We start from the raw sequence: 23,356 nt of genomic DNA on the forward strand, positions 1-23,356 counted from the left end.
ATATTACACCTCCATAACCAGCAGCTCCGGATTTGCGAGCAGCGATTTAATGTAGTTCATAAAGTTCTGCGCGGTTGCGCCGTCGATAATGCGATGGTCGAAGCTTAAGGACAGAGCCATAACCGGAGCGGCTACGATCTCTCCGTTCTTCACCACCGGCTTCTCGCTGATGCGGCCCGTTCCGAGAATAGCCACTTCAGGGAAGTTGATGATCGGCGTAAAGAACATACCGCCGGCGGAGCCGATGTTCGTGATGGAAATCGTGCTGCCCTTCATTTCGTTCGGGCTCAGCTTGCCTTCACGGCCGCGTGCAGCCAGGTCGCTGATCGCCGAGGCGATCATCCAGATGCTCTTGCGGTCGGCATCCTTGATGACCGGAACGATCAGGCCGTTCTCCGTATCGGTTGCAATACCAATGTTGTAGTATTTCTTGTACACAATTTCATTCGCTTCTTCGTCAATGGTGGCATTAAGCGCCGGGAACTGACGGGAAGCCGCTACAAGCGCTTTGACGATGAACGGAAGGTAGGTTACCTTCACACCCTTCTTCTCGGCGAGAGGCTTCATGCGTGTGCGGAAAGCAACCAGCTCGGTTACATCCACTTCGTCCATAATCGTTACGTGCGGAGCGGTATAAGCCGATTTAACCATGGCGTTCGCAATCGCTTTGCGGATACCCTTGAACGGTACGCGCTCTTCCTCAAGGCTCACATTGCCGGCAGCTGCTGCCGCCGGAGCCGCCGCCTTCTCTGCTGGCGCCGCTTCGGAGGCCGCTTCCACTGCTGCCGGAGCTGCTGCTTGACCGCCGCTCAGGAACGCTTCGACGTCCTCGCGGGTGATTTTACCGTTTTTGCCGCTGCCATTCACTTTAGAAATGTCCACGCTGTTGTCACGGGCGAATTTGCGCACGCTCGGCGTAGCCAGAACGTCGCGGTCCGGCGCCGGAACGGCTTCCGCGCCGCCGGCTTCGCCTGCTTTTGCGTCCGCTGGACTGGCTGCAGCCGGAGACGAAGCGGTGTCCGCACTGCCTTTGGCCGAATCGGCTTCCTGCGCGCTCTGCTCCTCGGCATGTCCGCCTTCCTGCTCCGGAATGTCGCCTTCGGCGTCGATAACGGCAACAGTCTGGCCTACGCGGAACACGTCGCCGTCCTTGGCCAACACTTCCAGAACGGTTCCGTTAACGGGACACGGAACTTCGACGACCGCCTTGTCGTTCTGCACTTCCATAATAATGTCTTCGTCGGTTACTTTATCCCCGGCCTTGATGTGCATCTTGATGATTTCGCCTTCGTGCAGGCCTTCGCCCAGCTCGGGGAACGGGTAATTGAATTTTGTCACGATCGAAAACCTCCTCTATGAGAAATAACGATTAAAATTCCAGAACTTTCTTCACGCCGGCAATGATGCGGGCGGGATTTGGCAGCCAGGTGTCTTCGATTTGGGCGAACGGATATACCGTGTCCGGTCCTGCGATCCGCAGAACGGGGGCTTCGAGATGGAGAATCGCCTTTTCGTTGATCTGCGCAATGACTTCGGCGGCGACACCGGCGCTCTTTTGCGCTTCCTGCACCACAATGGCGCGGTTCGTCTTCTTCACGGATTCCACAATCGTATCGATGTCGATCGGGCTGACGGTGCGCAGGTCAATGATTTCAGCTTTGATGCCGCTCTTCTCAAGTTCATCTGCAGCCTTGGTGGCCGTATGTACCATCAAGCCGTAAGCGATAATCGTAACATCGGAGCCTTCGCGGACGACGTTGGCCTTGCCGATTTCAACCGTATAGTCGCCTTCCGGAACCTCTGTGCGGAAAGCATGGTACAGGTTCAAATGCTCCATGAAAAATACCGGGTCATTGTCGCGGATAGCCGCGATCAGCAGTCCCTTCGCGTCATAAGGGTTGGAAGGAACGACAACCTTGATGCCGGGGCTCTGAGCGATCAGGCCTTCCAGGGAGTCGGTGTGCAGCTCAGCCGCCTTGACGCCGCCGCCAAACGGGGTGCGGAAGACGATTGGAGCGTTGTATTTGCCGCCGGTGCGGTAGCGCAGACGGGCCGCCTGTATAACCATTTGGTCCAGCGCTTCAAAAATAAAGCCGACGAACTGGATCTCGGCAATCGGCCGGAAACCTTGTACGCCAAGGCCCACAGCAAGACCGCCGATAGCGGATTCAGCCAGCGGCGTATCGAATACGCGCTCCTCGCCGAACTCGCCCTGCAATCCTTCTGTCGCCCGGAATACGCCGCCTACATGGCCGACGTCTTCGCCGAAGATCAGGACGTTCGGATCACGTTTTAATTCGACGCGCATCGCGTCGCGAATCGCTTCTTTCATATTCATTTGTGCCATAGCCAGTATCCTCCTTATTCAAAATCGGCTTTTTGCTCTTCAAGATCTTTCGGCGTCGTTTCGAACATACTGTCGATCAGGCCGGAGATCGTCATTTTTTCGGTTTTTTCCGCAAGCTTGATTTCTTCGTTCACTTTCGCCTTCGCTTCGTCCTTCACGCGCTGCGTATCTTCGTCGCTCCACAGGCCTTTGGACTCCAAATATTTAACCACACGGGCGATCGGGTCTTTCTCGTTCCACTCGCCTTCTTCTTCTTTGGTGCGATATTTGCTCGCGTCGTCGGACAGGGAGTGCGGACGGAAACGGTACGTAACGGCTTCGATCAGGGTAGGCCCTTCTCCATTCCGGGCGCGTTCGGCGGCTTCTCTAACCGCTTGAATGACCGCAAAAATATCCATTCCGTCCACTTTCACGCCGGTAATGCCGGCAGCAACCGCTTTATGGGCGATCGACTTGGAAGCGGTTTGCTTGGCGAACGGCGTTGTGATGGCGTAGCCGTTATTTTGCACAAAGAAAATGACCGGCAGCTTGAAGCGTCCCGCAAAGTTAAGACCTTCGTAGAAATCGCCTTCAGAGGAGCCTCCGTCCCCGGTGTAGGTAATAGCGACATTCTTCTGATTCTTCAATTTAAAGCCCATGGCAATGCCTGTGGCATGCAGAATTTGAGCGCCAATGATGATCTGCGGAGGCAGCACGCTGACATCCTCAGGGATTTCACCGCCGTGCTGATGGCCGCGGGAGTACAGGAACGCCTGATGAAGAGGCAGACCATGCCAGACAAGCTGCGGAATATCGCGGTAGCCCGGGCAGATGAAGTCCTCCTTCTCAAGAGCGAATTCACTGCCGACCATTGTCGCTTCCTGTCCGGAAGTCGGGGCGTAGAAGCCGAGGCGGCCTTGGCGGCCCAGGTTAACGGCACGATCATCCCAAGTACGGGTGAAAATCATGCGGTAAGCTATTTCTTTTAATTGATCATCGGTAAGAGCGGGCATTTTATCTTTATTGATCACTTCTCCAGCCGGAGAAAGGACCGTAAGAGCCTCTACGTCCTCTGTATATACCTCGTAAGGAACTTTACTCATTATCTTCACCTCAGCAAAAAAATTTGAATAACAATTTGAATATTATCTGCCTCTGTTATAGAATTATTATACACCTGTTTCGTTAATTTCGTCAAAGAATTACGCATAAAATTTATACTCACGTAAACTTTGTATGTATAACAGGACTGTATTTTTAATATAACAGAAATGCAGTTTTTCAATGTGTAAATGATTTTTGCCACAAAGTTGATATTAACTCATTACCGCAAGCATTGCAAAATCCGACAGGAAAGGTGCCTGATGAAACATGGATGATTCTGTTTTTCTGAAACGTACAATTGTAAAACATACCCTTTGGAGTGAAAGCCTGCAAGAGGAACGCAAGCTGCGCATATATCTTCCTCCAGGCTATAACGAGCTGCTCAGCTATCCCGTAGTCTACTGCCAGGACGGGGAGGAGTTTTTTAACTTCGGCCGAATCGCCACCATAGCGGGCAAGCTGATTCTCGAAGAAGGCGCAGAGCCTTTCATCATTGTCGGGGTCGAAGTGAACGTTGCCGTCAGAACCCAGGAATATGCGCCTTTTGGCACCCGGTTCGACCAGTACCTTGCCTGCTTTGCCGAAGAAATTATCCCCTATGTTGAGCAAAATTATCCGGTCCGCCGCTCGCCGAACGAACGGATCGTTGCCGGAGACTCGCTTGGGGGAAGCGTCTCGCTCCACCTCGCCCTCCGTTACCCTGAGCTGTTCACCCGCATTCTCAGCCTTTCAGGCGCGTTCTATCCTCTCACACTGGAATGGATTGAGGACGAAACCGATCTTTCGTGGCTTGAGATCAACATGGTCGTGGGCCTCCAGGAAAGAGATTATGAGACCGACACGGGCGTCTATGATTTTGTGCAGCTCAACCGGGATGCGAAGAAGCTGCTTGAAGAACGCGGCGCCAAGGTGGATTACCGGGAGAAGGACGGACGCCATTTGTGGGGCTTTTGGCAGAAGGAGCTGCCGGAATCGCTATTGTATTTTTTAACCATCTGAACAGGACTTGAATGCCCAAAATAGTGAACAAATTCTAACAATTTATTCTACCGGCCCGATGATTGCGCTTTCATAAGAGGGCAAAGGAAGAGAACCATAGCCCTCTTCTCTACTTTAATGACAGATCTTGTTTCAGCTTGTCCAGCAAAACCCCGCAGCCCGCATCGACCAGTTCATACACCTCTTCAAAGTTGCCTGTAAAATAGGGGTCCGGCACTTCCTTATGCTCATTGTCCGGCAGTAATTCCATAAAGTACATGAGCTTCGCATCCTGTCCTCCGGGCAGTTTGCGAACGTTGGCCCCGTTCGAGTTGTCCATGCAGATGATATAGTCGAATTTGCCGAAGTCTTCGCTGCTCACTCTTCTCGCGGCCATTCCTTCATAGCTGATGCCATTCAGGTCCAGCATCCGTCTTGTCCCCTCATGCGGCGGTTTTCCGATATGCCAGTCGCCGGTACCGGCGGAATCCACGGATATCTTTTGCCCCAAGCCTTCCTTCACGATCTTGTTCCTTAGAACTGCTTCCGCCATTGGAGAACGGCAAATATTCCCCAGGCAGACAAACAGCACATGCAGCATCGTTCCTACCCCCTGATTATTACAGCTTTTTCGGGCCTCTTTCGTAACCTTCACCTGTTGAACCTAAAGAGGTACCTTACCCATTTTATCTTCGCCACCGGCAATTGTACAACCGTTCATTGTGCTTTATACTAGGTCAGGATTACAAAAATTTTGCATCAAAGCGGAAGGAGGTTTGTGATGCCAGCGCGCAGAACCGTTATTTTTGCCGGCGGAGAGCTGTCCGAGCAGTTTTTGCGGGAACTGGACAAAGAAGATTTCATTATCGGCGCTGATCGCGGTGCGCTCTTTCTTGTCAGTCACGGCGTTATTCCCGATATTGCCGTAGGCGATTTCGACTCCATCACTCTGGAAGAGTTCAAGCGGATTGAAGAACAAGTCCCAAGAGTGATTGCCTGCGACCCCGTTGATAAAGATTTAACCGACAGCGAGCTTGCCCTGGATCTTGCTCTTGAACAGCAGCCGGAGGACATTTTGCTCTTCGGTGTTACCGGCACACGGCTTGACCATACCCTGGCCAGCATCCAGATGATGACTCGGGTGCTTCAGCGCCAAATCCGCTGCTCGGCCATGGATCTCAACAATTATGTCACCATTACCGGCTCCCAGGCCACTATACAGGATCGGGGCTATACTTATGTTTCCCTGCTGCCCGTGACTCCAGAAGTCACCGGGATTACACTGGAGGGCTTTCAGTATCCATTAACCGACGCTACGCTTAAGCTTGGCCAATCTCTGGGGATAAGCAACCGGCTGGTCTCACCCACAGGGACCGTTACGATCCTGAGCGGACTTCTGCTTATTATTCAGAGTAACGACTAAGTTGAAGTATGTAAAATTTAAGTCATTTTTGTAACTTTAATCTTCATTCTCGAATGGCGGATTCCCTTTATCCACAAGGGTTTATCCGCCTTTTTCTATGGATAGGAATTTGTAAAGATTAATTTTCTGTAACTTTTAATGCAATTTTAATATAACGCTTACACTTTCGGCCCTCTATGACTTTGAGACCATCCATCCAAATTTTAGGCGGTTTCAAAGCTGTTATACTACGAACTAGCCAAGACATCAACTTGGACAAACATCTTTGGAGGTACGATTACATGAATAAAGCAACACTTATACAAAAAGCACTAGTTGTCGGGGTATGTACAGCCATCGGATTTGGCGGAGTCATGGCTAGCGGAGAAGCAACACCGACCGCGCAAGCCGCATCGGTGTCGGCAAAAGGTGATCAAATTGTCAACTTAGGCAAACAATATATGGGAACCCCTTATAAATTCGGTGTTACCACAAAGACGACCAAATACTTCGACTGCTCGTCCTTTACCAAATATATTTTCGGCAAATACGGCATCGACCTGCCCCGCACTTCGGTAAAACAATCCAAAGTGGGCCGAGCCGTCTCCAAATCCGATCTCCGCGTAGGCGATCTCGTGTTCTTCTCCAGCGGCAGCCGTGCTAACGGCAGTAACGTTACTCACGTAGCGGTTTACGCTGGGGGCGGAAAAATTCTGCACACCTACGGCTCACCGGGTGTCACGATTTCCGACCTGAACTCCGGCAACTGGAAAAGAACGTATCTGAAAGCACGCCGCGTTCTGTAATTGATCGCTACCTGCTATCTAACCGTATAAGCTTACGTATATGGCGCCATTTCCGGCGCCTTTACTACATAACCGGCGCCGCGCACCGTATGAATCAGCTTCTGGCGGTAGCCCTTGTCCACCTTTAACCTGAGATGGCGGATATATACGTCCGTCACATTGGTGTCGGTGTGAAAATGGTATCCCCATACGTGGCGCAAAATATTTTCCCGGGAGCAAATCTCGCCGCTGTTGGCGACCAGGTAATAGAGGAGCGCGAATTCTTTGGCGGTCAGCTTCAAATCCTTGCCGTCGCGGACGGCCCGCCGCCGGGACGGCTCAAGCGTCAGACCGTCAAGTTTAAGCGTGCCGCTCGCTCGCCTCCTGCTCGTCAGCGTCAATAGATTCTCGATTCGGCACCGAAGCTCGCCCGGATGCAGCGGATAAGCCATATAATCGTTGGCTCCCGACTTGAATGCGGCTTCGGCGGCATCTCCGCCCTGCTGGCCGGAAATGACCAGTACAGGGAGATATTTGCCGTTCTCCCGGAGGCTTGCTACCGTATTCCAGCCTTCCCATCGCCCGGCATCCCGGATTTCCGCTATGAGCAACGCGGCGTCCTGCTGCCCAAGGCGGTCTTTAAGGCTCTCCGCATCCGAAGTTTCCACTACGGTTAGTCCCGTATCATGGAGCGCGCGTTCGATTACCACCCGTTCGCTAACCCGTTCCTGCGTTGTGTCTAGAAAATTGCTTCCCTCCTTCCCTACAGGGAAGAACCAAATCATCATCTCATCCACGGAAATCCCCCATATCCGCCGGCGGCTATGCCTGCACAGAAATCCGGCGCTGCATAGGTCTAGATTTCCCTAAAATAAAACGGCCATTCCTTAGCGGATGGCCGTGTTTGCTTATTATCCAAAGTACCGGTGATAGACGCTCCTCGCCGCCGATATATCATTCGTTCCGTGAACAAGCGCTCTCCCGTCTCCAAATACGACGACCCGGTAATCTCCGTCATTGAAGGAGACGAGATACGGATTGATGTCCACCTTGCCCAGTCCCAGCCTGGACAATCTGTTCGCGGTGTCGGGAAGCGAGATCGAGCTTCGGACCGCAGGACGAATCTGCACCGTATTCCGCCCGCAGAGCACGTCGCTGCGCTCCGTATTCGCCGCAGACAGATACGGATATACCGGATCTTTGCCGCATGAAGGGCAATGCTCCTTGCGGGCCGCTCCGACGCCGATTTCCTGGTACTCATTTCGCCAGATGTCAAATGTCATCAGCTTCCGGCGGAGCTGCTCCTTGCGCCCGCCCAGCAGCTTAAGCGCCTCGGCGGTCGCGTTCGACGTAACCATCTGTACGGCCTGCGGCAGAATACCCGCCGTATCGCAGGTGTCTCCGCCAAGCGGAACGGTGCCAAGCAGGCAGTTAAGGCAGGGTGTCTCGCCGGGAATAAAGGTATAAGTAACGCCGTAGCTAGCCACACATGCGCCGTAAATCCATGGAATGCCATGCTTCTGCGCTATGTCGTTGAGAATGAGCCGGGTATCGAAATTATCCGTACCGTCCATAATGAGATCGATTCCCGGTACGAGAGCCTCCAGCTCCTCCGCGCGAACGTCCATAATATGACTCTCCACCGTCACTTCGGAGTTAATCGCCGACAGCCTTGCTTTGGCCGCCGCCGCTTTCGGTATATGGCGCTCGGCGTCTTCTTCCGTGTACAATTGCTGGCGCTGCAGATTGCTCCATTCCACATAATCCCGGTCGGCAATGACAACTCGTCCGACTCCGCAGCGGACCAGCGTCTCGGCAATGCCCGTTCCGAGCGCTCCCGCTCCAACGACGAGCACGCTCGATTCCGCCAGCTTCCGCTGGCCTTCCGCGCCGAACGGCGCAAACCGCACCTGGCGGGAGTATCGCCCTTCTCTGCCGGCGGCTGAGGAAGCCGTATTTTCTTTATCTTGATCTTTCTCCATCCCGGTATGTCCCCTTCCTATATTCAAAAGTCCGGGAAACACGGCGCCCTGTCGCCGTCTCCCGGACTTAAAGTTTAAATTCTGGGCAAAAGCTTTAGCGAGTGCTAGACGGATTGTGTGGACCACTGCTCCACGTTCCACGTCTTGGTTACCCAATCTTCGTAGAAATCGGGTTCGTGGGAAACGAGCAGAACGGTGCCTTTATACTCCTTGAGCGCCCGCTTCAGCTCATCCTTCGCCACAACGTCCAGGTGATTCGTCGGTTCGTCGAACAGAACCCAGTTGCTCTCGCGCATCAGCAGTTTGCACAGCCGGACCTTTGCCTGCTCTCCGCCGCTCAGCATGTTCAGCGGACGGGTAATATGCTCGTTCTTCAGGCCGCAGCGCGCCAGATGCGCCCGTACTTCATGCTGATTCAGACTCGAGAACTCATTCCAGACATCGTCGATCGGCGTAATGTTGCCAGCCTTAACCTCCTGCTGGAAATAAGCGGGATGCAGGAAGTCGCCCCGGTAGGTCTTCCCGCTCAGCGGCGGAATAACGCCCAAAATCGTCTTCAGCAGCGTCGATTTGCCGACTCCGTTGCAGCCGACGATAGCGATCTTGTCGCCGCGTTCAATCGTCATGTTCAGCTTGGGCAGCAGCGGGCGGTCATAACCGATTTCGAAGTCGATGCCTTCAAATACCGTCTTGCCGCTTGCCCGGCTTTCCTTGAACTGGAACGTAGGCTTGACGGCTTCTTCCGGCTTGTCGATCCGCTCCAGACGATCAAGCTGCTTCTCCCGGCTCTTCGCCCGTCCCGACGTCGAGTACCGCGCCTTGTTCCGTTGGATGAAATCCTCTTGCTTTTTGATAAATTCCTGCTGCTTCTCATACGCTTCGATGTGCTGCGTCTTATTGATGTACGCCATATCCAGGAACTTCTCATAATTGGCCGTATAGCGGGTCAGCTTCGCAAATTCCAGATGATAGACGACATCGACAACCTTGCTCATGAACTCCGTATCATGTGAAATCAGCATGAATGCATACGGATATTGCTTCAAATAATTGGTCAGCCATTCGATATGCTCCACGTCGAGATAGTTGGTCGGCTCGTCAAGCAGCAGCACGTTCGGCTTCTCCAGCAGCAGCTTGGCCAGCAGCACTTTCGTCCGTTGTCCGCCGCTAAGGCTCGCCACGTCCCGATCCAGTCCGATCGCGGACAGTCCGAGACCGTTGCCCATCTCCTCCACCTTAACGTCGATCAAGTAGAAATCGCCAATATCAAGCTGCTCCTGAATTTCGCCCATCTGCTCAAGCAAGAGCTCCAGCTCTTCAGGCGAGGCGTCAGCCATTTTCTCGGTAATGCCCATCATTTCCTGTTCCAATTCAAGCAGCGGCAGGAACGCGTCCTTCAGCACATCGCGGATCGTCTTGCCCGGCGTCAGAACGGTGTGCTGATCAAGGTAGCCATAGCGGACCTTCGGGGTCCATTCCACCTTGCCGCTGTCCTTCAGCAGCTTGCCCGTCAATATATTCATCAGCGTCGATTTGCCGACGCCATTCGCTCCAACTAGACCGACATGCTCTCCTGCGAGCAGCCGGAACGATACATTCTTGAACAGCTGACGGTCCCCAAAATTGTGGGCAACGTCTTCTACAGTAAGTAAACTCATAAATTCACGCAAGCTCCTATCTATATTTAAAATCATGAATATTCCGCAGGGCATACAACGATTAATTTTAGCATAAAAATCCCGTTTTCCGAAATATAAATGTTTACATTTCTTTTCATTTGCGCTGAAAAAAGCGCCCTTTTTTCCATCCTCCACCTTTTTCCAATAGGCCGGCGAGCAGCTTCCGAAGCTCGGCTTCCATGCTTCCGCCGCTTGCAAGGGGATCGGGCTGAAATGGCAGCGCGTACACTTCCCGGACCCCCAGCGTCCGCTTTAGCAGTTCGGCGGCATGGACTTCCGCCAGCGGAAGACCGATCTTCCAGCGGCTATCCTGCCGCCAGCCGCTGCGGCGGAGCCAATGCAGCGTCTCCTCCATTCGCCAATCCGCCCCCGAAGCAAGCAGCAGGGGAATGTCGCCGCTGGCGAATTCAGCTTCCGCTCCCTCATACCCCCCGCTGCCCATATCAAGGACAACGTATCGGTAGCGGGCTGCAAGCTCTTTCAGCCTGCCATCCTCCGGACGTCGCCAGCAATGAATGCCGTTTACCTCTAGAGGGCCTTGCTTCTCTTCGGATGGGATAGACCTGCCGGAAGCTGCGGCTAATGACCTTATCCGCCCGTAGACAGGCGAATCGGGAGCATAATCGACCCAAGCTGCCGGACCGCAACGGCTCAGTAGACGTGCAGCCGCCAGCGACGTGTGTGTGACGCCGATGCCGGAAGCCGTTCCCATCAGCGTTACGATATGCGCCTTGCTCTTGGCAGGCAGCGTTGTTCGCGTCAACACTTGCTGCCGCAACCCGGCGGATAAGCCCGCTTTGACATCTTCAAGCACCCGAAGCACCTCTTCCGCGCTGCCATAGCGATCCTCCGGCCTTGGCCGGAGCAGCCGCCGCAGCACGGGGATCAGAATTTCCGGTGCGCGGCCGTCAAGCCTGCGTTCCATTCCAGCGGCCCACTCGCTGTATTTGCCTCCGGTAGCCAAGTACAGCAGCAGCGCCCCCAATCCGTACAGATCGGAGCGGTGATCGCTCTGGCCACTCCCGTACTGCTCCGGCGCGGCAAAACCGACCGTGCCTAGCTTAACCGTATCTTCTCCCACTCCGCCCCTGTGCCTGCGGGCGATCCCGAAATCGATCAGCATCAGCCCTTTCTCCGGAGCCAGCATAATGTTCGATGGCTTCAGGTCGCGGTAGACGATAGGCGGACGATGCTCATGAAGGTATTGCAGCACCTCCAGCAGCTGCTTGGCGAACAGGAGCAAAGTCTCCCTCGGAATAGTTCCGCCCAAGGAATCCATATAACGGTTCAGCGTCACGCCTTCGATGTAGTCCATTACAAGATAAGCGTATCCGTCTTCATCCGGCGGAAAAAAATCGACGACTCTGGGAAGTCTTCTATGATCCAGGCTGATCAGCAGCTCCGCTTCGGCTTGTACATTTCCATAATCTTGATTTTCCGCTACACATTCTTTAACCGCCCAGCGCTTGCCGGGCAGACGCAAATCCTCGCTCAAATGCACATGGCTGCTTCCTCCCGAGCCGATGATACCCGCAATCACGTATCGGCCGCCCAAGATCTGCCCAGGCTTCAGCTTTGATTTATAGCGCATTTTCTTTCCCTCCAACTTCATATTTAGTAAAAAACATCCCGCTGCTGTAAGCCGCATTTTAGCGGTTCACTTCAGCGGGATGCTTTCCCGGAAAAATCTATAGGTCATGCCATTAATATTTAATCATATAAAGCGTTATTTCGTCCCGGTTATGGAACAGCTGCTTGGCCCGCTGAATCTGCATTCGCTCGGCTTCAAACATGGCCATAATCTCTTTGATCAGCGCCAGCGGCTTCTTATACATCAGCTTCACGGTGACGACTGCGGTTCCTCCGGGCGCCAGGCTGTACAGCAGTCCCGTTACAAGCTTGGCCATCAGCTTCGGACTCCAGCTCATATCGCAGACGAGCAGATCGAATTCATTTTCCTTGAATTTGACCTCCCCGGCGTTTTTGCGCAGCACCTTAAGGGCAGGATGATCTTGTAGCGATTCATGCATTCTCGCCGGATCAACCGCTGTCACCTGAAGGCCCCGTTCTAGCAGAAACGACGTCCAGCCGCCGGGCGCCGCCCCGATATCGAGCGCTCGCCGGAAACTGCTGAACGGAATGCCGAATTCCTTCTCCGCTTCCATCAGCTTGAACTTTGCCCGCGAAATTTGGCCGTCCTCGCGGCGGAAGCGGATCGCTCCGCCGTTCCAATCGCTTAAATTGTCCTCGGGACGGGAAACCCCGGCGTACAGCGCGTTCGAGGCCGCATAGACCGAGACGATCCAAGCCGGGCTCTGCACGGTAAATTCGGCTGCGGCGCCTTCAAGCTTGGCCTGAAGCCATTCCCGCAGTTCTCCCGGGCTGTCGCTCCAGAACGAATCCTCAGTCTTGCGCACCTGAACGGCGATCCGCTCCCCTTGAAGCTCGCTCCGGCGGCTTAAATAGACCGCCAGCCGCTCCAGCGCTTCGCTTCCGCCTTCATCCTGCAGCTGAACCGGCTGAATATGGCGCAGAAATATCGGCGGGTTCTCCGATAGTCGCCGCGCGACCTCTTCCGGCTCCGCGTGAAGCGTAGCCAAGAAGACTTCTCCCGGCAGCAGCAGTGTACTCCTGACCGAGCCGAACTGGCGCCGCAGTTCCTCCTGGGCATAGGGGGCAAAGCCGTGATTGGCGGTACAAATGTATCTTGAAACCGTCTCGCTTACCGAAGGAGACGGATTTTGTTCTAAGCTGGGCTTAAGCTCGTTCAAATGGATGAACCGTTGCCAAGAGATTGTACAAGTCTACACAACTCTTGTTTGCTTCCTGCTTCAACGTGCCCGCTTTTGCCGAAGCTACTTACGTTTGGTATAACACTCTACAGGCGTAAATTCGGATGCAACGAATCCTACACATTGGCGTAAGCTTTAAGATGCTACACGGCCAATTGGGCTAGGTTGATTGCCGCGTTCAAGTCACGATCAATCTTTAATCCGCAATCACATTCATAGATGCGGTCAGATAACTTTAAATGGGTCTTGACCTGTCCGCAACCTGAACAACATTTTGACGACGGGAACCATCGATCCGCTTGCATAAACGTTGCACCCCTCTTTTCGCACTTATATTTCATTTGGCGAATGAACTCATTTAGCTTTTGGTTAGCAATCGCTTGACTCAAGTGACGGTTCTTCATCATCCCGCTTACATTCAAAGTTTCCATCACTACGGCGCGTGGCTTGGTTTTCGCGACTGCACTTGTAGCTTGGTGAATGTGATTGGTACGGATATTCGTTAATCTCCGATGAAGCAAACGAATGGACTTTTCGACTTTTACAATGTTGCTTGTCTTGACAAAACGGCTTCCCTCCTTGTTCATCTCATATTTGCGGGAAACTTTACGTTGCAACCTACGCAAACGTTTCTCCGTCTTTCTTACGGCAGCAGACTTGTTGATGTTCTTAAACACCATACCGTTACTACACACTGCCAATTCTTTTACACCTACATCAATGCCTACGACTTCGTCTGTTAATTTTTGTTGCACCTGTTCCTGGTTGATCCCGACAGACAGGTACCAGTACTTACCATCAAAAGTAACACGTGGGTTGCTATAAGAAACACCTATCGGAAGTTGCTCCACTGTTTTCATCCAGCCCACTTTTTCTAACAGGACAACTTGATCTTTAACCTTAAGTTTAGCTGTGTCATTGTAAAAAGATGGCCTTGATTTCTTTCTGGACTTGAACTTTGGTTTCTTTGCAAGTCCCTTAAACATCTTCTTATACGCATCACAGGCATCTTTCACGGCTTGCTTTGCTACGTTATTAGAAACATTGCACAGCCAAGCATACTCTTCGGTATGTTTTAGCTGAGTTAGCTCTTTCCGAAGGTCTCCATCCGACAAGAACTTGCCACCATGCTTGTGGTTTTCTTCTTGTCTGGATAGTGTCCAGTTGTATACCCATCTTGCAGTACCTACAGAACGCCATAATTGCTGTTCTTGCTCAAGTGCCGGTCTGATTCTGACTTTCTTCGTTAGAATCATTTTCGACCAAATCCTTTATTTCCTTGTTCCTGCGTGTAGTATCTATACCCGCTGTCACTGATAGAGTACGGTACTAATTTTCCTGTTTTGTTCCACTCTCTCAGCGTTTTTGGAGTTACTCTTATCATCTTGGATACTTTTCCTATAGGAAGAAGTTTCATTATATCACCTCATAAACATGATAACGCAATGTTTGAGATGTATAAAGAAGTTAAACATCGTTTAGGCAGATATCTCACCTCCACGTTTTATTTTTATCCAGGGACGCTCTTCCTCCCATTCGATCTCCACGGGAAGCTCATAGGCGGCAAGCATCATCTCACCGGTCAGCACTTCTTTCTTCGGTCCCGCCCCGGCCAGTCTGCCTTCACGGGTCAGCGCAACATGGGTAAACAAGGGCACAATCTCCTCCACATGATGCGTGACATACACGACGGTTACCTCCCGGCGGTTCAGCTTGTCCACCTCGGCCAGCATTTTCTCCCGCTCATAAAGATCCAGTCCCGCGCAGGGCTCATCCATAATGAGCAGCTTCGGGTCCACCATCAGGCAGCGTGCCAGCATCGCCTTCTTGCGTTCTCCCTGCGACAGCGTGCCGAAGGTATGATAAGCCAGACGCCCCATATTCATGTCTTCCAGCAGCGCAATCGCCTTGGCCTTAATTTCACCGGGAATCTGCTGATAAAAGCGTAAGTAAGCGTATGCTCCGGTGGCCACCACCTCCCAGACGGGATCGCGAAGCGTCAATTTCTCCATAAGCGACGGCCCGATGTAGCCGATCTCCTTGCGCACTTCGCGCAAATCAACCTGGCCGTAGGTATGGCCGAGCACCTTGACCGTGCCGCTGCTTGGGAACAGATAGCCGGTCATCATTTCCAATAAAGTCGTCTTGCCCGATCCGTTGCGGCCGAGGATCACCCAATTCTCGCCTTCTTTAATATCCAGCGATACATCATCCAGGATCAGGTTCTCCTCCCTGCGCAGGGTAATATGCTGTAAAGAAATCATTATAAATTCACGCTCCTTATGTACTCCAGCACACGCTCCACCGAATCTAACGCATAATGGACGCGCGGCGGACGGTCACGGTCTGCGTCAAATATAAGCAGCGCCGGAACACTGGCAATACGGTACTGCCTTACGATGCTTGGGAGAAGATTAACGTTGCCCGATACCAGCGCATAATCCCGGGGAAGCAGATGTTCAGCGACATCCATCATTCGGCGGGCCACTTTGCATGTACCGCACAGCGGTGTCTCCAGAAACACGGCAAGGCAAGCCCCGCTGCGGCCAATCGCCTCCAGCAGTTCGTGTTCTTTCATTTCCTTCATGATCCAGAGGCCCCCGAAGCGATCTCGCGCAGCTTCTCCTCCGGCATCGGCCCGTTATGGACTGCCGTTTCTTCCGGCCTTGCCGGATACAGCAGCTCGAACATTTCTTTTCTGCCCGGCGCACTCGAGGTATGCAGATAAACCTCCCTCGGGAACAGCGCTTCAAGAACGATGGTTTTGGCTACGTATCCCCCGGTTTCGTCGTCGGGCCCCATATCATAGTCGAGAGAGAGGACGCCGACCTCGCATTCGCGAAGCAGCAGCAGACATTCCTCCGTCGTCCGGGCAAGCGTAAAGCCTGGGGGAACCCGCCTGTAATCGTCCATATATACATGGATCATTCGTTCATCGCCCCTTTTTTTACGCTTCAAACCATGACAGCACCGCCGCAATTTCATCTCTGTGCGTGCCGTCCGCTCCTTTTTCAGTCTCCAAAATGGCCGGTTTGCCAAGCAGCGGCTCCGATGTAAGCAGCTCCTTCAGTCCTTTTTCACCAATTAGGCCCTTGCCCACCCCGGCATGCCTGTCCCGCTTGGAGGAGTAAGGATACCGGGAATCGTTGAGATGAATGGCAGCCAGATGCGGCCAGTAATCCAGCCTTAAGCCCGACTCCAGCAGCTCGCCGCTGCGCTCCGGATTCCATATGCCTGCCGCAAAAGCGTGGCATGTATCGAAACAAAAACCGATTTTTTCAGGATAGCGGCTCAGTTCACGAATCTTGACCAGTTCCTCCAGTGTCGTTCCCTCGAAACCGCCGTTTCCCGCCTGGTTCTCAATCAGCAGCTTGGCCGTCCCTGTCCAGGACTGAAGCGTTTCATTTATACATTGTATAATATTTTGATAGCCTTGTAACGGCGGCAGCTTCTGAAAATGCCCGAAATGCGCAATGACCCCCAGCGATCCGCACGCTTCGGCGATCTCCAAATCGTTAAGCAGCGACCGAACCATCACTTCCCTGGTTGGCGAGTCCGTCTCGCCTGCGGCGAGATTTGTGGGATAGGGCGTATGGGCGACGGACAGCAGTCCTTTTTCCCGGCAATAAGACGCGCAAGCTCCCGCATCTCTTGTATCCACGGCCTTAAGCTGCAAGCTCCGGGGATTTTTCGGAAAATATTGAAATGAGCCCGCGCCGCTCTTCCATGCCGCTCTTGCAGCCTGAGCATAGCCGCCACGGATGCTGACATGCGCACCGATCCTCGGCTTAGCGCTCATTCTGGCAATCCGGGCAGTAGAACACCTTGCGGCTCGATAATTCCGACTTGACGATCGTTCCTCCGCAGCGTTCACAGGTTTCGTCTTCGCGGTCATATACCTTGCATCTGTCATTATAGCTTCCCGTGACCGTATCTCCTGTCATAAAAGGCAGCTCCATGTAGCCCCCGATGTCTGCCGCCTCGCTCAGCACCTTACGGACTGCGGCGTACAAGCGGGTTATCGAATCGGGCGTTAGCCCCTGAACGGGAGCGGACGGCAGCAGCGCCGCTTCATAGGCGATTTCGTCGGCATAGCAGTTGCCGATTCCGGCAAACACCTGCTGGTTCACCAGGAGGCTTTTGAGCGCACCGCGCCTGCCCTTCAGCAGATCAGCGAACCGCTCTTCGTTCATCCGCCGGTCCAGCAGCTCGGGACCCAGCTTGGCGAGGGCCGCCTCAGTCTCCTTAACGGATAACAGATGCAGATAGCCAAGGCGAAGCCCCATAAAATACAATATCCGGTCGCCGAAGGCGATCTCCACCTGCGTGCTATGGTCAGGACGTTCTTCCTCCGTTCCGTAGAACAGCAGCCCTCCAAGCATCAGATGCAGCAGCAGCCGGCGGCCGTCATGCAGATGGAACACCAGATGCTTTCCTCTCCGTTCCACAAAAACGATGCGTGCGCCGACAAGTCTCTCCACAAATACTTCCGGCTCCACATTTATCGATTTCTCCCTGTTAACCGTCACCCCAGTGATCGGTAAATTAACGATATGCTTCGAAAGCAGTCTGCGGTAGTTCTCCATTTCCGGAAATTCCGGCATGATTCATCGTCCTCTCCTATTGTGAAATGCAGCTCTGCCATTATACCCCAAGCAGGGCGCGCAGTTCAGCTAGATTACTGCAAATAAAATCCGGAGATACCCCGATCCATTCCTTGGACTGCTCCAGATTGTCTTTCGTCGTCACACCGGTCAGTGTAAGCACCGTCCGGCAGCCCGCATTCGCTCCGGCAGCTATGTCCGTTCTCATGTTGTCGCCGACTACGATGGCGTCTTTGAGATCAATACCCAGCCGCGATGTGGCGTAATTCATTAGATGGCGGTGCGGCTTGCCGATGATCACCGGCTTTACACCGCTGGCAGCTTCGATCGCCGCCCCCAGTGTGCCCGCCCCAGGCATCATGCCGTCGTCGGAGGGCAGCATCAGGTCCGGATTGGTTAGCACAAAGGCCGCTCCCCCTGTGATCCAGCGCGCCGCGCGGGTCAGCGAATCATATGTAAAAGAACGGTCAATGCCTTGGACGACGTACTGCGGCGAATCGGTTACGATTTGAAGCCCCTCTTCCTCGCAAGCGCGGTGCAGCCCTTCTTCCCCAAGTATCGCCACGGCCGCCCCGGGAGATTCTTCAGCGATATATCTTGCCGCCGCCAGCGAAGAAGTGCAGACTTCATGCTCATGGGCTTCAATCCCCATCGCGGTGAGATGAGCGGCGACATTTGCCGGCGTGCGTGACGAGTTGTTGGTTACGAACAGAAACGGGATTCCTTTCGATCTAAGTCCGGCAATCAGTTTATCCGCTCCCGGAATCATGATGCCCCCATGAAACAGTGTACCATCCAGATCCAGAAGCAGGCCTTGTATATTATCGATCATTTCTCCTCATTTCCTCCCCGCCTTATCCTTGATAATACATCAAATTTGAGACATTATTCTCCATGCTTTTCTCGCTGTGAAACAACTAAAAGTCGAACGGCATCGAACTAGCGGCGGCTTCAGCACTTAATGGCGGTTCTGTGTCGCTTCCTGCGCTTTCCCGGAAAATAATTTAATTTCCCTTCTTTCGCTCCACCGGAAACAGCCGAAATTCCTCAGCAAGCTGCGTGTCCGGAAAAATAGCGCGCGCCTCTTCCAGCAGTGGTCCAAGCTCTTCGGGTGAGCTGTATCTTGAGCTGAAATGCGTAAGAATCAGTTTACGGGCGTTTGCCTCCTTCGCGATTTCAGCCGCCTGAACCGTCGTGCTGTGATGGTATTCCCGGGCCATCTTGGCCAGCTCATGGGCAAAGGTTGCCTCATGAATCAGCACATCGGCTTCTCTCGCGAGCGGAATGGAATTTCCGCAGGGCCTCGTATCTCCGAGAACGGTGACGATTCGGCCGCGTTTGGGTTCGCTGAGGACGTCAGCGGCGGCAATCGTGATTCCCTGTTCCGTGGTCACATCCCGGCCGCTCTTCAGCACACCGTATAATGGCCCCGGCTTAAGACCGTAGCCTTTGAGAAGCTCGATGTTGAGACTGCCGGGAAGGTCCTTTTCCGTGACACGGTAGCCGTAGCTGTCAATCCTGTGCTCCAGCAGAGCCGACTCCACCTTGAAATGCTCATCCTCAAAAAGAAGCCCCCCATCATGCTCGGCCACTTCAAGCTTGTAGGGAATCCGGGATTGGCTGACGGACAGCGAAATATCCAGAAAAGCCTTGAGCCCCGGCGGACCGTATACAGTCAGCGGGGCGGTTCCTCCCTGATAGCCCCGGCTGCTCAGCAGCCCGGGGAGTCCAAAGAGATGATCGCCATGAAGATGGGTAATGAACAACTTCTCCAGCTTGCCTAGCCGCAGCGGCGAACGGAGAATCTGATGCTGTGTTCCCTCGCCGCAGTCGAACATCCAGAAGCTTCGGCGCTCCTCAAGCAGCCGCAGAACAACTGAGGTTACATTTCGCTGAACGGTGGGAATGCCCGCGTTCGTACCCAAGAAATAAATCTCCATCTCTCTCCTCCTTCCCTCTATATAATCTTGTTCTTCCAAATGAGCCCTGGCGGTCTTCCAGCAAAAAGCCTCCCGTAACCGGGAGGCTGGTATAACGGGAAGTTCCCTTAACTGCTATTCTGTCCAAAAGCTCAGGCTTTCTCAACATTAAAATACTGCGCTTCAGGATGGGCGAAGACCATCGCGGACACGGACGCCTCAGGCTCCATCATAAAACCATCCGTCAAGTGGACTCCAATATCCTCGGGCGACATCAGCTTAAACAGCGGCCCTTGATCCTCCAAATCCGGGCAGGCCGGATAGCCAAAGGAGACGCGGATGCCCTGATAGCGGGCGCCATGTCTTTGCTTCATCGTCATATCCGCCGGGTCCGGGAAGCCCCAGGTATCCCGCATCATGTGATGGACACGTTCGGCCAACCCTTCCGCAACCTCAAGCGCCAACGCCTGCAGCGCATGGGAGCGAAGATAGTCGCCCTTATTCTTCAGTTCCTCGGACTGTTCACGAATTCCTTGTCCGGCTGTGACGACCAGGAAACCGACATAATCCATAATTCCGCTGTCTACGGACTTCAAGAAGTCAGCCAGGCAGAGATAAGGCTCAACCTGCTGGCGCGGGAAGGTAAAGGTGTGAAGTACCTTTCCCGTGTCCTCCGGATCGTAGATCAGGATATCGTTCCCTCTGGATTGGGCCGGGAAGAACCGGTACATCGCATGCGGCCGCATCGTTCCGTTAACCGTCGCTTCAAGCAGCAGCCCGTCCACCGTCTCCTTCAATTCGACTGCCCGGGGCTCGCCTGCGGCCAGCTGTGCTTCGACCGATCCTCTAAGCCCCAAATGATGCCCAAGCAGCATCTGCATGTTCACATAAGGGATGATGTGTCCGAGCGGGTAATTGCGCAGGACATGCCGCTCCAGGTCCGGCGGAATGTAGACCGGTGCATCCTGCGAAATTTTCGAGCGTAACGCTCTCGTAAGCTGGGGAAGCTCCGGTTTCTGAGGAGCGGCCGCTCCGGCCTCGTTCTCCTCACGCATCTCCTCGGCCAGCTTGGCCCGTTCCTGCGGATTCATCAGCTTGTTGGCAAGATCAAGGCCATCCATGGCATCCTTGGCGTACAGCACAAGTCCGTCGTATTCCGGACGGATGCGTGTCTTGGTGAATTTGCGGGTCAGAGCCGCGCCGCCGACCATAATCGGCACGTCGATTCCCGCCGTTCGTAAATCCTGCGCCGTCAGGACCATCTGCTGCGCCGATTTAACGAGCAGCCCGGACAGGCCGATGGCATCGGCTTTTTCCCGGCGGTACGCTTCGATGATCGTCTCCGGCGGTACTTTTATACCCAGGTTGATAATTTGGTAGCCGTTGTTTGAAAGGATGATCTCGACCAGATTTTTGCCGATATCATGCACATCACCCTTGACGGTGGCGAGCAAAATCTTGCCCTTGACCGAGGTTTCATTCTTCTCCATGAACTGCTCCAGATGGGCCACCGATGCCTTCATTACTTCAGCGCTTTGCAGCACCTCCGCCACGATGAGCTCATTATTGTTGAACAGCCGTCCGACCTCGGACATTCCGGCCATGAGCGGTCCGTTAATAATCTCTAGCGATCCGTATTTTTTCAGCGCCTCGTCAAGATCGGGAATTAGCCCTTCTTTACTGCCCTCGACCACATAGGAAGCAAGGCGCTCTTCCAGCGTCAGATTGGAAATCTTCTCTTTCTTCTCGACCTTCTTGCCCCGGAAAGCGGCGACAAAGTCGGCAAGCGTCTCATCGTTGGTGTTGTAAATCAGTTCTTCGGCCAAGCGGCGCTCTTCCTCAGGAATCGAGGCGTAACGCTCCACCTTCTCCGTATTGACGATCGCGTAATCCAGCCCAGCTTTCGTGCATTCGTAGAGGAAGACCGAATTCAGCACCTCCCGGCCCGCTTCCGGCAGACCGAACGACACGTTGCTGATTCCAAGCACGGTATGAACGCCTGGCAGTGCTTCCTTGATCAAGCGGATACCATCAATCGTCTCCTTGGCGGAGCCGATATACTGTTCGTCCCCGGTTCCGACAGGAAATACCAGCGTATCGAATATCAAATCCTCCGGCGCCAAGCCGTATTTGTTTACAAGAAGATCGTAGGAGCGTCTGGCAACGGCGAGCTTGTCCTCCGCCTTGATCGCCTGGCCGCTCTCGTCAATGGTTCCGACGACGACCGCCGCGCCGTACTTGTGAATCAGCGGCGTGACATGCTCGAATTTTTCTTCACCATCTTCAAGATTAATGGAGTTAATAATCGCTTTTCCCTGACAGTACTGCAGAGCCAGATCAATAACCTTTGGATCAGTCGTATCGATCATCAACGGCACCTTGACCTTTTTCACGACCAGCTCCAGGAATTGTTTCATATCTTCCGCTTCATCACGGTCGGGGTCCTGTACGCAAACATCGACGACCTGCGCTCCGCTCTTCACCTGGGCGCGCGCAATCTCCGAGGCCTCCTCATACTTGCCTTCGACGATAAGCCGCTTGAATTTACGTGAGCCAAGCACGTTGGTCCGCTCGCCAATCATATACGGCCGGTTATCCTGCTCAATGTACACCGGCTCGATGCCCGACAATGCCGGGGAATGGCTTCCGCGCAGAGGACGCGGCTGGTATTCCGCCAGCGAATCAGCCATCGCGCGGATATGCTCCGGCGTTGTGCCGCAGCAGCCTCCGGCAATATTGAGCCAGCCTTTCTCGGCGAAAGCTGCAACCTTGCGGGCCAGCGACTCCGGCGACTCATGATAGTTGCCGTTCTCATCCGGCAGACCGGCATTCGGATAGCAGCTGACCGCCGCCTTGGCCATCTCGGATAACGAACGGATATGGTCGCGCATGAATTCCGGCCCGGTCGCGCAGTTAAGTCCGACGGAGATCGGCTTCAAATGCTCCAATGAAATATAAAAGGCCTCAATATTCTGACCGGCCAGCGTCGTGCCCATCGGCTCAATCGTGCCTGATATCATAATTGGAAGTGTGACTCCGGTCTTCTCAAAAGCATTTCGGATACCGATGCTGCCGGCCTTTACATTCAAGGTATCCTGCGAAGTCTCGAGCAGCAGGGCATCCACGCCGCCTTCGATCAGCGCAACCGCTTGTTCCTCATAGCTTTCCGTCAGTTCGCTGAATGTCAATCCGCCGGTAACGGACAGCGTCTTGGTAGTTGGCCCCATTGCGCCCACAACATAACGCGGACGGTCCGGGGAATCGTACTTATCGACAGCTTCCCTGGCGATCGCCGCTGCGGCGAGGTTGATTTCGCGCGCTCTTTGCGGAATATCGTACTCCGCAAGGACAACCGAGGTTGCCCCGAACGTGTTCGTCTCAATCAGATCGGCGCCGGCTTCCAGGTAAGTTTCATGAATATTTCGAATAACCTCGGGTCTGGTCAGCACGAGCATCTCGTTGCAGCCATCCAGCTCGTCTCCGCCAAAATCCTCCCCGGTCAGCGGAACCTGTTGTATCATGGTGCCCATGGCACCGTCTAAAATCAGAATACGCTGCTCCAGCGCTTCTGCAAGTGTAGGTTTAGCCACTTTCCAATCCCTCCAGTAAAACATTAGAGTAAGTTTAGCAGAATAAAGGGAATTCGGAAAGTCTCCCCCATCGATTATCGCTTAACGGTCAAGGATTTGACCGGCATGGAATGCTGCGTTCGGGCAGTTACATGCGAGGTCACGCTGTAACTGCCCGCCTCTATCAGCATTCCTTCAGCCGTATAATACCCTTCG

General features: G+C 53.7%; 22 protein-coding genes. 3 read left to right on the forward strand and 19 right to left on the reverse strand.

Annotated features, from left to right (window positions below; all coding sequences use genetic code 11):
- Nucleotides 1–3 precede the first annotated feature (3 nt).
- The 3 genes from VK70_RS11140 to pdhA are packed head-to-tail and all read right to left on the reverse strand — an operon-like array spanning nt 4 to nt 3,429.
- Complete coding sequence (locus tag VK70_RS11140; protein WP_046723277.1) at nt 4–1,338, reverse strand: dihydrolipoamide acetyltransferase family protein; 1,335 nt, start codon at nt 1,336–1,338, stop codon at nt 4–6.
- Nucleotides 1,339–1,369: 31 nt separating this feature from the next.
- Entirely contained in the window at nt 1,370–2,347 is a 978-nt protein-coding gene (locus tag VK70_RS11145; RefSeq protein WP_025695655.1) for an alpha-ketoacid dehydrogenase subunit beta, read from the reverse strand.
- A gap of 14 nt (nt 2,348–2,361) precedes the next feature.
- Entirely contained in the window at nt 2,362–3,429 is a 1,068-nt protein-coding gene (gene pdhA, locus VK70_RS11150) for a pyruvate dehydrogenase (acetyl-transferring) E1 component subunit alpha (RefSeq protein WP_025695654.1), read from the reverse strand.
- Between the two features lie 268 nt (nt 3,430–3,697).
- On the opposite strand from pdhA, the gene VK70_RS11155 reads away from it, so the two are divergent.
- Nucleotides 3,698–4,429: an alpha/beta hydrolase gene (locus VK70_RS11155; RefSeq protein WP_025695653.1), complete on the forward strand. Its 732-nt coding sequence runs from the start codon at nt 3,698–3,700 to the stop codon at nt 4,427–4,429.
- Nucleotides 4,430–4,538: 109 nt separating this feature from the next.
- On the opposite strand, the gene VK70_RS11160 is transcribed toward VK70_RS11155, so the two are convergent.
- Nucleotides 4,539–5,009: a low molecular weight protein-tyrosine-phosphatase gene (locus VK70_RS11160; RefSeq protein ID WP_025695652.1), complete on the reverse strand. Its 471-nt coding sequence runs from the start codon at nt 5,007–5,009 to the stop codon at nt 4,539–4,541.
- Nucleotides 5,010–5,189: 180 nt separating this feature from the next.
- Here VK70_RS11160 and VK70_RS11165 point away from each other — a divergent pair, with 180 nt between their 5' ends.
- Nucleotides 5,190–5,831 (forward strand): thiamine diphosphokinase, encoded by a 642-nt coding sequence (locus tag VK70_RS11165; protein ID WP_025695651.1) that lies wholly within the window; start codon nt 5,190–5,192, stop codon nt 5,829–5,831.
- A gap of 281 nt (nt 5,832–6,112) precedes the next feature.
- The gene (locus tag VK70_RS11170) at nt 6,113–6,616 is read left to right on the forward strand and encodes a C40 family peptidase (protein ID WP_025695650.1); all 504 of its coding nucleotides are present in this window, start codon (nt 6,113–6,115) and stop codon (nt 6,614–6,616) included.
- A gap of 32 nt (nt 6,617–6,648) precedes the next feature.
- On the opposite strand, the gene VK70_RS11175 is transcribed toward VK70_RS11170, so the two are convergent.
- From VK70_RS11175 to metH, 15 genes are all read right to left on the reverse strand, one after another.
- Nucleotides 6,649–7,383, reverse strand: a complete 735-nt coding sequence (locus VK70_RS11175) for a winged helix-turn-helix domain-containing protein (protein ID WP_233277844.1) — start codon at nt 7,381–7,383, stop codon at nt 6,649–6,651.
- A 123-nt stretch (nt 7,384–7,506) separates the two neighbouring features.
- Entirely contained in the window at nt 7,507–8,577 is a 1,071-nt protein-coding gene (locus tag VK70_RS11180) for a ThiF family adenylyltransferase (RefSeq protein WP_025695648.1), read from the reverse strand.
- Between the two features lie 104 nt (nt 8,578–8,681).
- Nucleotides 8,682–10,235 carry an ABC-F family ATP-binding cassette domain-containing protein gene (locus tag VK70_RS11185; protein ID WP_046723279.1) on the reverse strand — a complete coding sequence of 518 codons (1,554 nt, stop codon included), beginning with the start codon at nt 10,233–10,235 and terminating at the stop codon, nt 8,682–8,684.
- A 115-nt stretch (nt 10,236–10,350) separates the two neighbouring features.
- Nucleotides 10,351–11,847 carry a serine/threonine-protein kinase gene (locus VK70_RS11190; protein ID WP_046723280.1) on the reverse strand — a complete coding sequence of 499 codons (1,497 nt, stop codon included), beginning with the start codon at nt 11,845–11,847 and terminating at the stop codon, nt 10,351–10,353.
- A gap of 112 nt (nt 11,848–11,959) precedes the next feature.
- Nucleotides 11,960–13,027, reverse strand: coding sequence for a 23S rRNA (cytidine(2498)-2'-O)-methyltransferase RlmM (locus VK70_RS11195; protein WP_025697992.1), 1,068 nt, complete (start codon nt 13,025–13,027; stop codon nt 11,960–11,962).
- Between the two features lie 164 nt (nt 13,028–13,191).
- A complete protein-coding gene (locus tag VK70_RS11200; RefSeq protein ID WP_025697990.1) occupies nt 13,192–14,304 on the reverse strand; it encodes an RNA-guided endonuclease InsQ/TnpB family protein in 1,113 nt (370 codons plus the stop codon).
- Nucleotides 14,301–14,465 (reverse strand): MerR family DNA-binding transcriptional regulator, encoded by a 165-nt coding sequence (locus tag VK70_RS29525; RefSeq protein ID WP_081754963.1) that lies wholly within the window; start codon nt 14,463–14,465, stop codon nt 14,301–14,303. The genes VK70_RS11200 and VK70_RS29525 overlap by 4 nt, the downstream gene beginning before the upstream one ends.
- Nucleotides 14,466–14,526: 61 nt before the next feature.
- Nucleotides 14,527–15,312: an ABC transporter ATP-binding protein gene (locus VK70_RS11205; protein WP_025697989.1), complete on the reverse strand. Its 786-nt coding sequence runs from the start codon at nt 15,310–15,312 to the stop codon at nt 14,527–14,529.
- Nucleotides 15,312–15,635, reverse strand: a complete 324-nt coding sequence (locus VK70_RS11210) for a thioredoxin family protein (RefSeq protein WP_025697988.1) — start codon at nt 15,633–15,635, stop codon at nt 15,312–15,314. The genes VK70_RS11205 and VK70_RS11210 overlap by 1 nt, the downstream gene beginning before the upstream one ends.
- A complete protein-coding gene (locus VK70_RS11215; RefSeq protein ID WP_025697986.1) occupies nt 15,632–15,976 on the reverse strand; it encodes a cyclic-phosphate processing receiver domain-containing protein in 345 nt (114 codons plus the stop codon). Before VK70_RS11215 ends, VK70_RS11210 begins: the two co-directional genes overlap by 4 nt.
- Before the next feature lie 19 nt (nt 15,977–15,995).
- Complete coding sequence (locus VK70_RS11220; RefSeq protein ID WP_025697984.1) at nt 15,996–16,847, reverse strand: deoxyribonuclease IV; 852 nt, start codon at nt 16,845–16,847, stop codon at nt 15,996–15,998.
- Entirely contained in the window at nt 16,837–17,652 is an 816-nt protein-coding gene (locus VK70_RS11225) for an Fpg/Nei family DNA glycosylase (RefSeq protein ID WP_025697982.1), read from the reverse strand. Before VK70_RS11225 ends, VK70_RS11220 begins: the two co-directional genes overlap by 11 nt.
- A 40-nt stretch (nt 17,653–17,692) precedes the next feature.
- A complete protein-coding gene (locus VK70_RS11230) occupies nt 17,693–18,484 on the reverse strand; it encodes an HAD-IIA family hydrolase (RefSeq protein ID WP_179945330.1) in 792 nt (263 codons plus the stop codon).
- 172 nt (nt 18,485–18,656) lie between these two features.
- On the reverse strand, nt 18,657–19,592 hold the full coding sequence (rnz, locus tag VK70_RS11235) for a ribonuclease Z (protein ID WP_025697978.1): 936 nt from the start codon (nt 19,590–19,592) through the stop codon (nt 18,657–18,659).
- Nucleotides 19,593–19,723: 131 nt separating this feature from the next.
- The gene (gene metH / locus VK70_RS11240; protein WP_025697976.1) at nt 19,724–23,161 is read right to left on the reverse strand and encodes a methionine synthase; all 3,438 of its coding nucleotides are present in this window, start codon (nt 23,159–23,161) and stop codon (nt 19,724–19,726) included.
- Nucleotides 23,162–23,356: the final 195 nt, after the last annotated feature.

Origin of the sequence: Paenibacillus durus ATCC 35681, from assembly GCF_000993825.1 — a bacterium.
Taxonomy (GTDB): Bacteria; Bacillota; Bacilli; order Paenibacillales; family Paenibacillaceae; genus Paenibacillus_AQ; species Paenibacillus_AQ durus_B.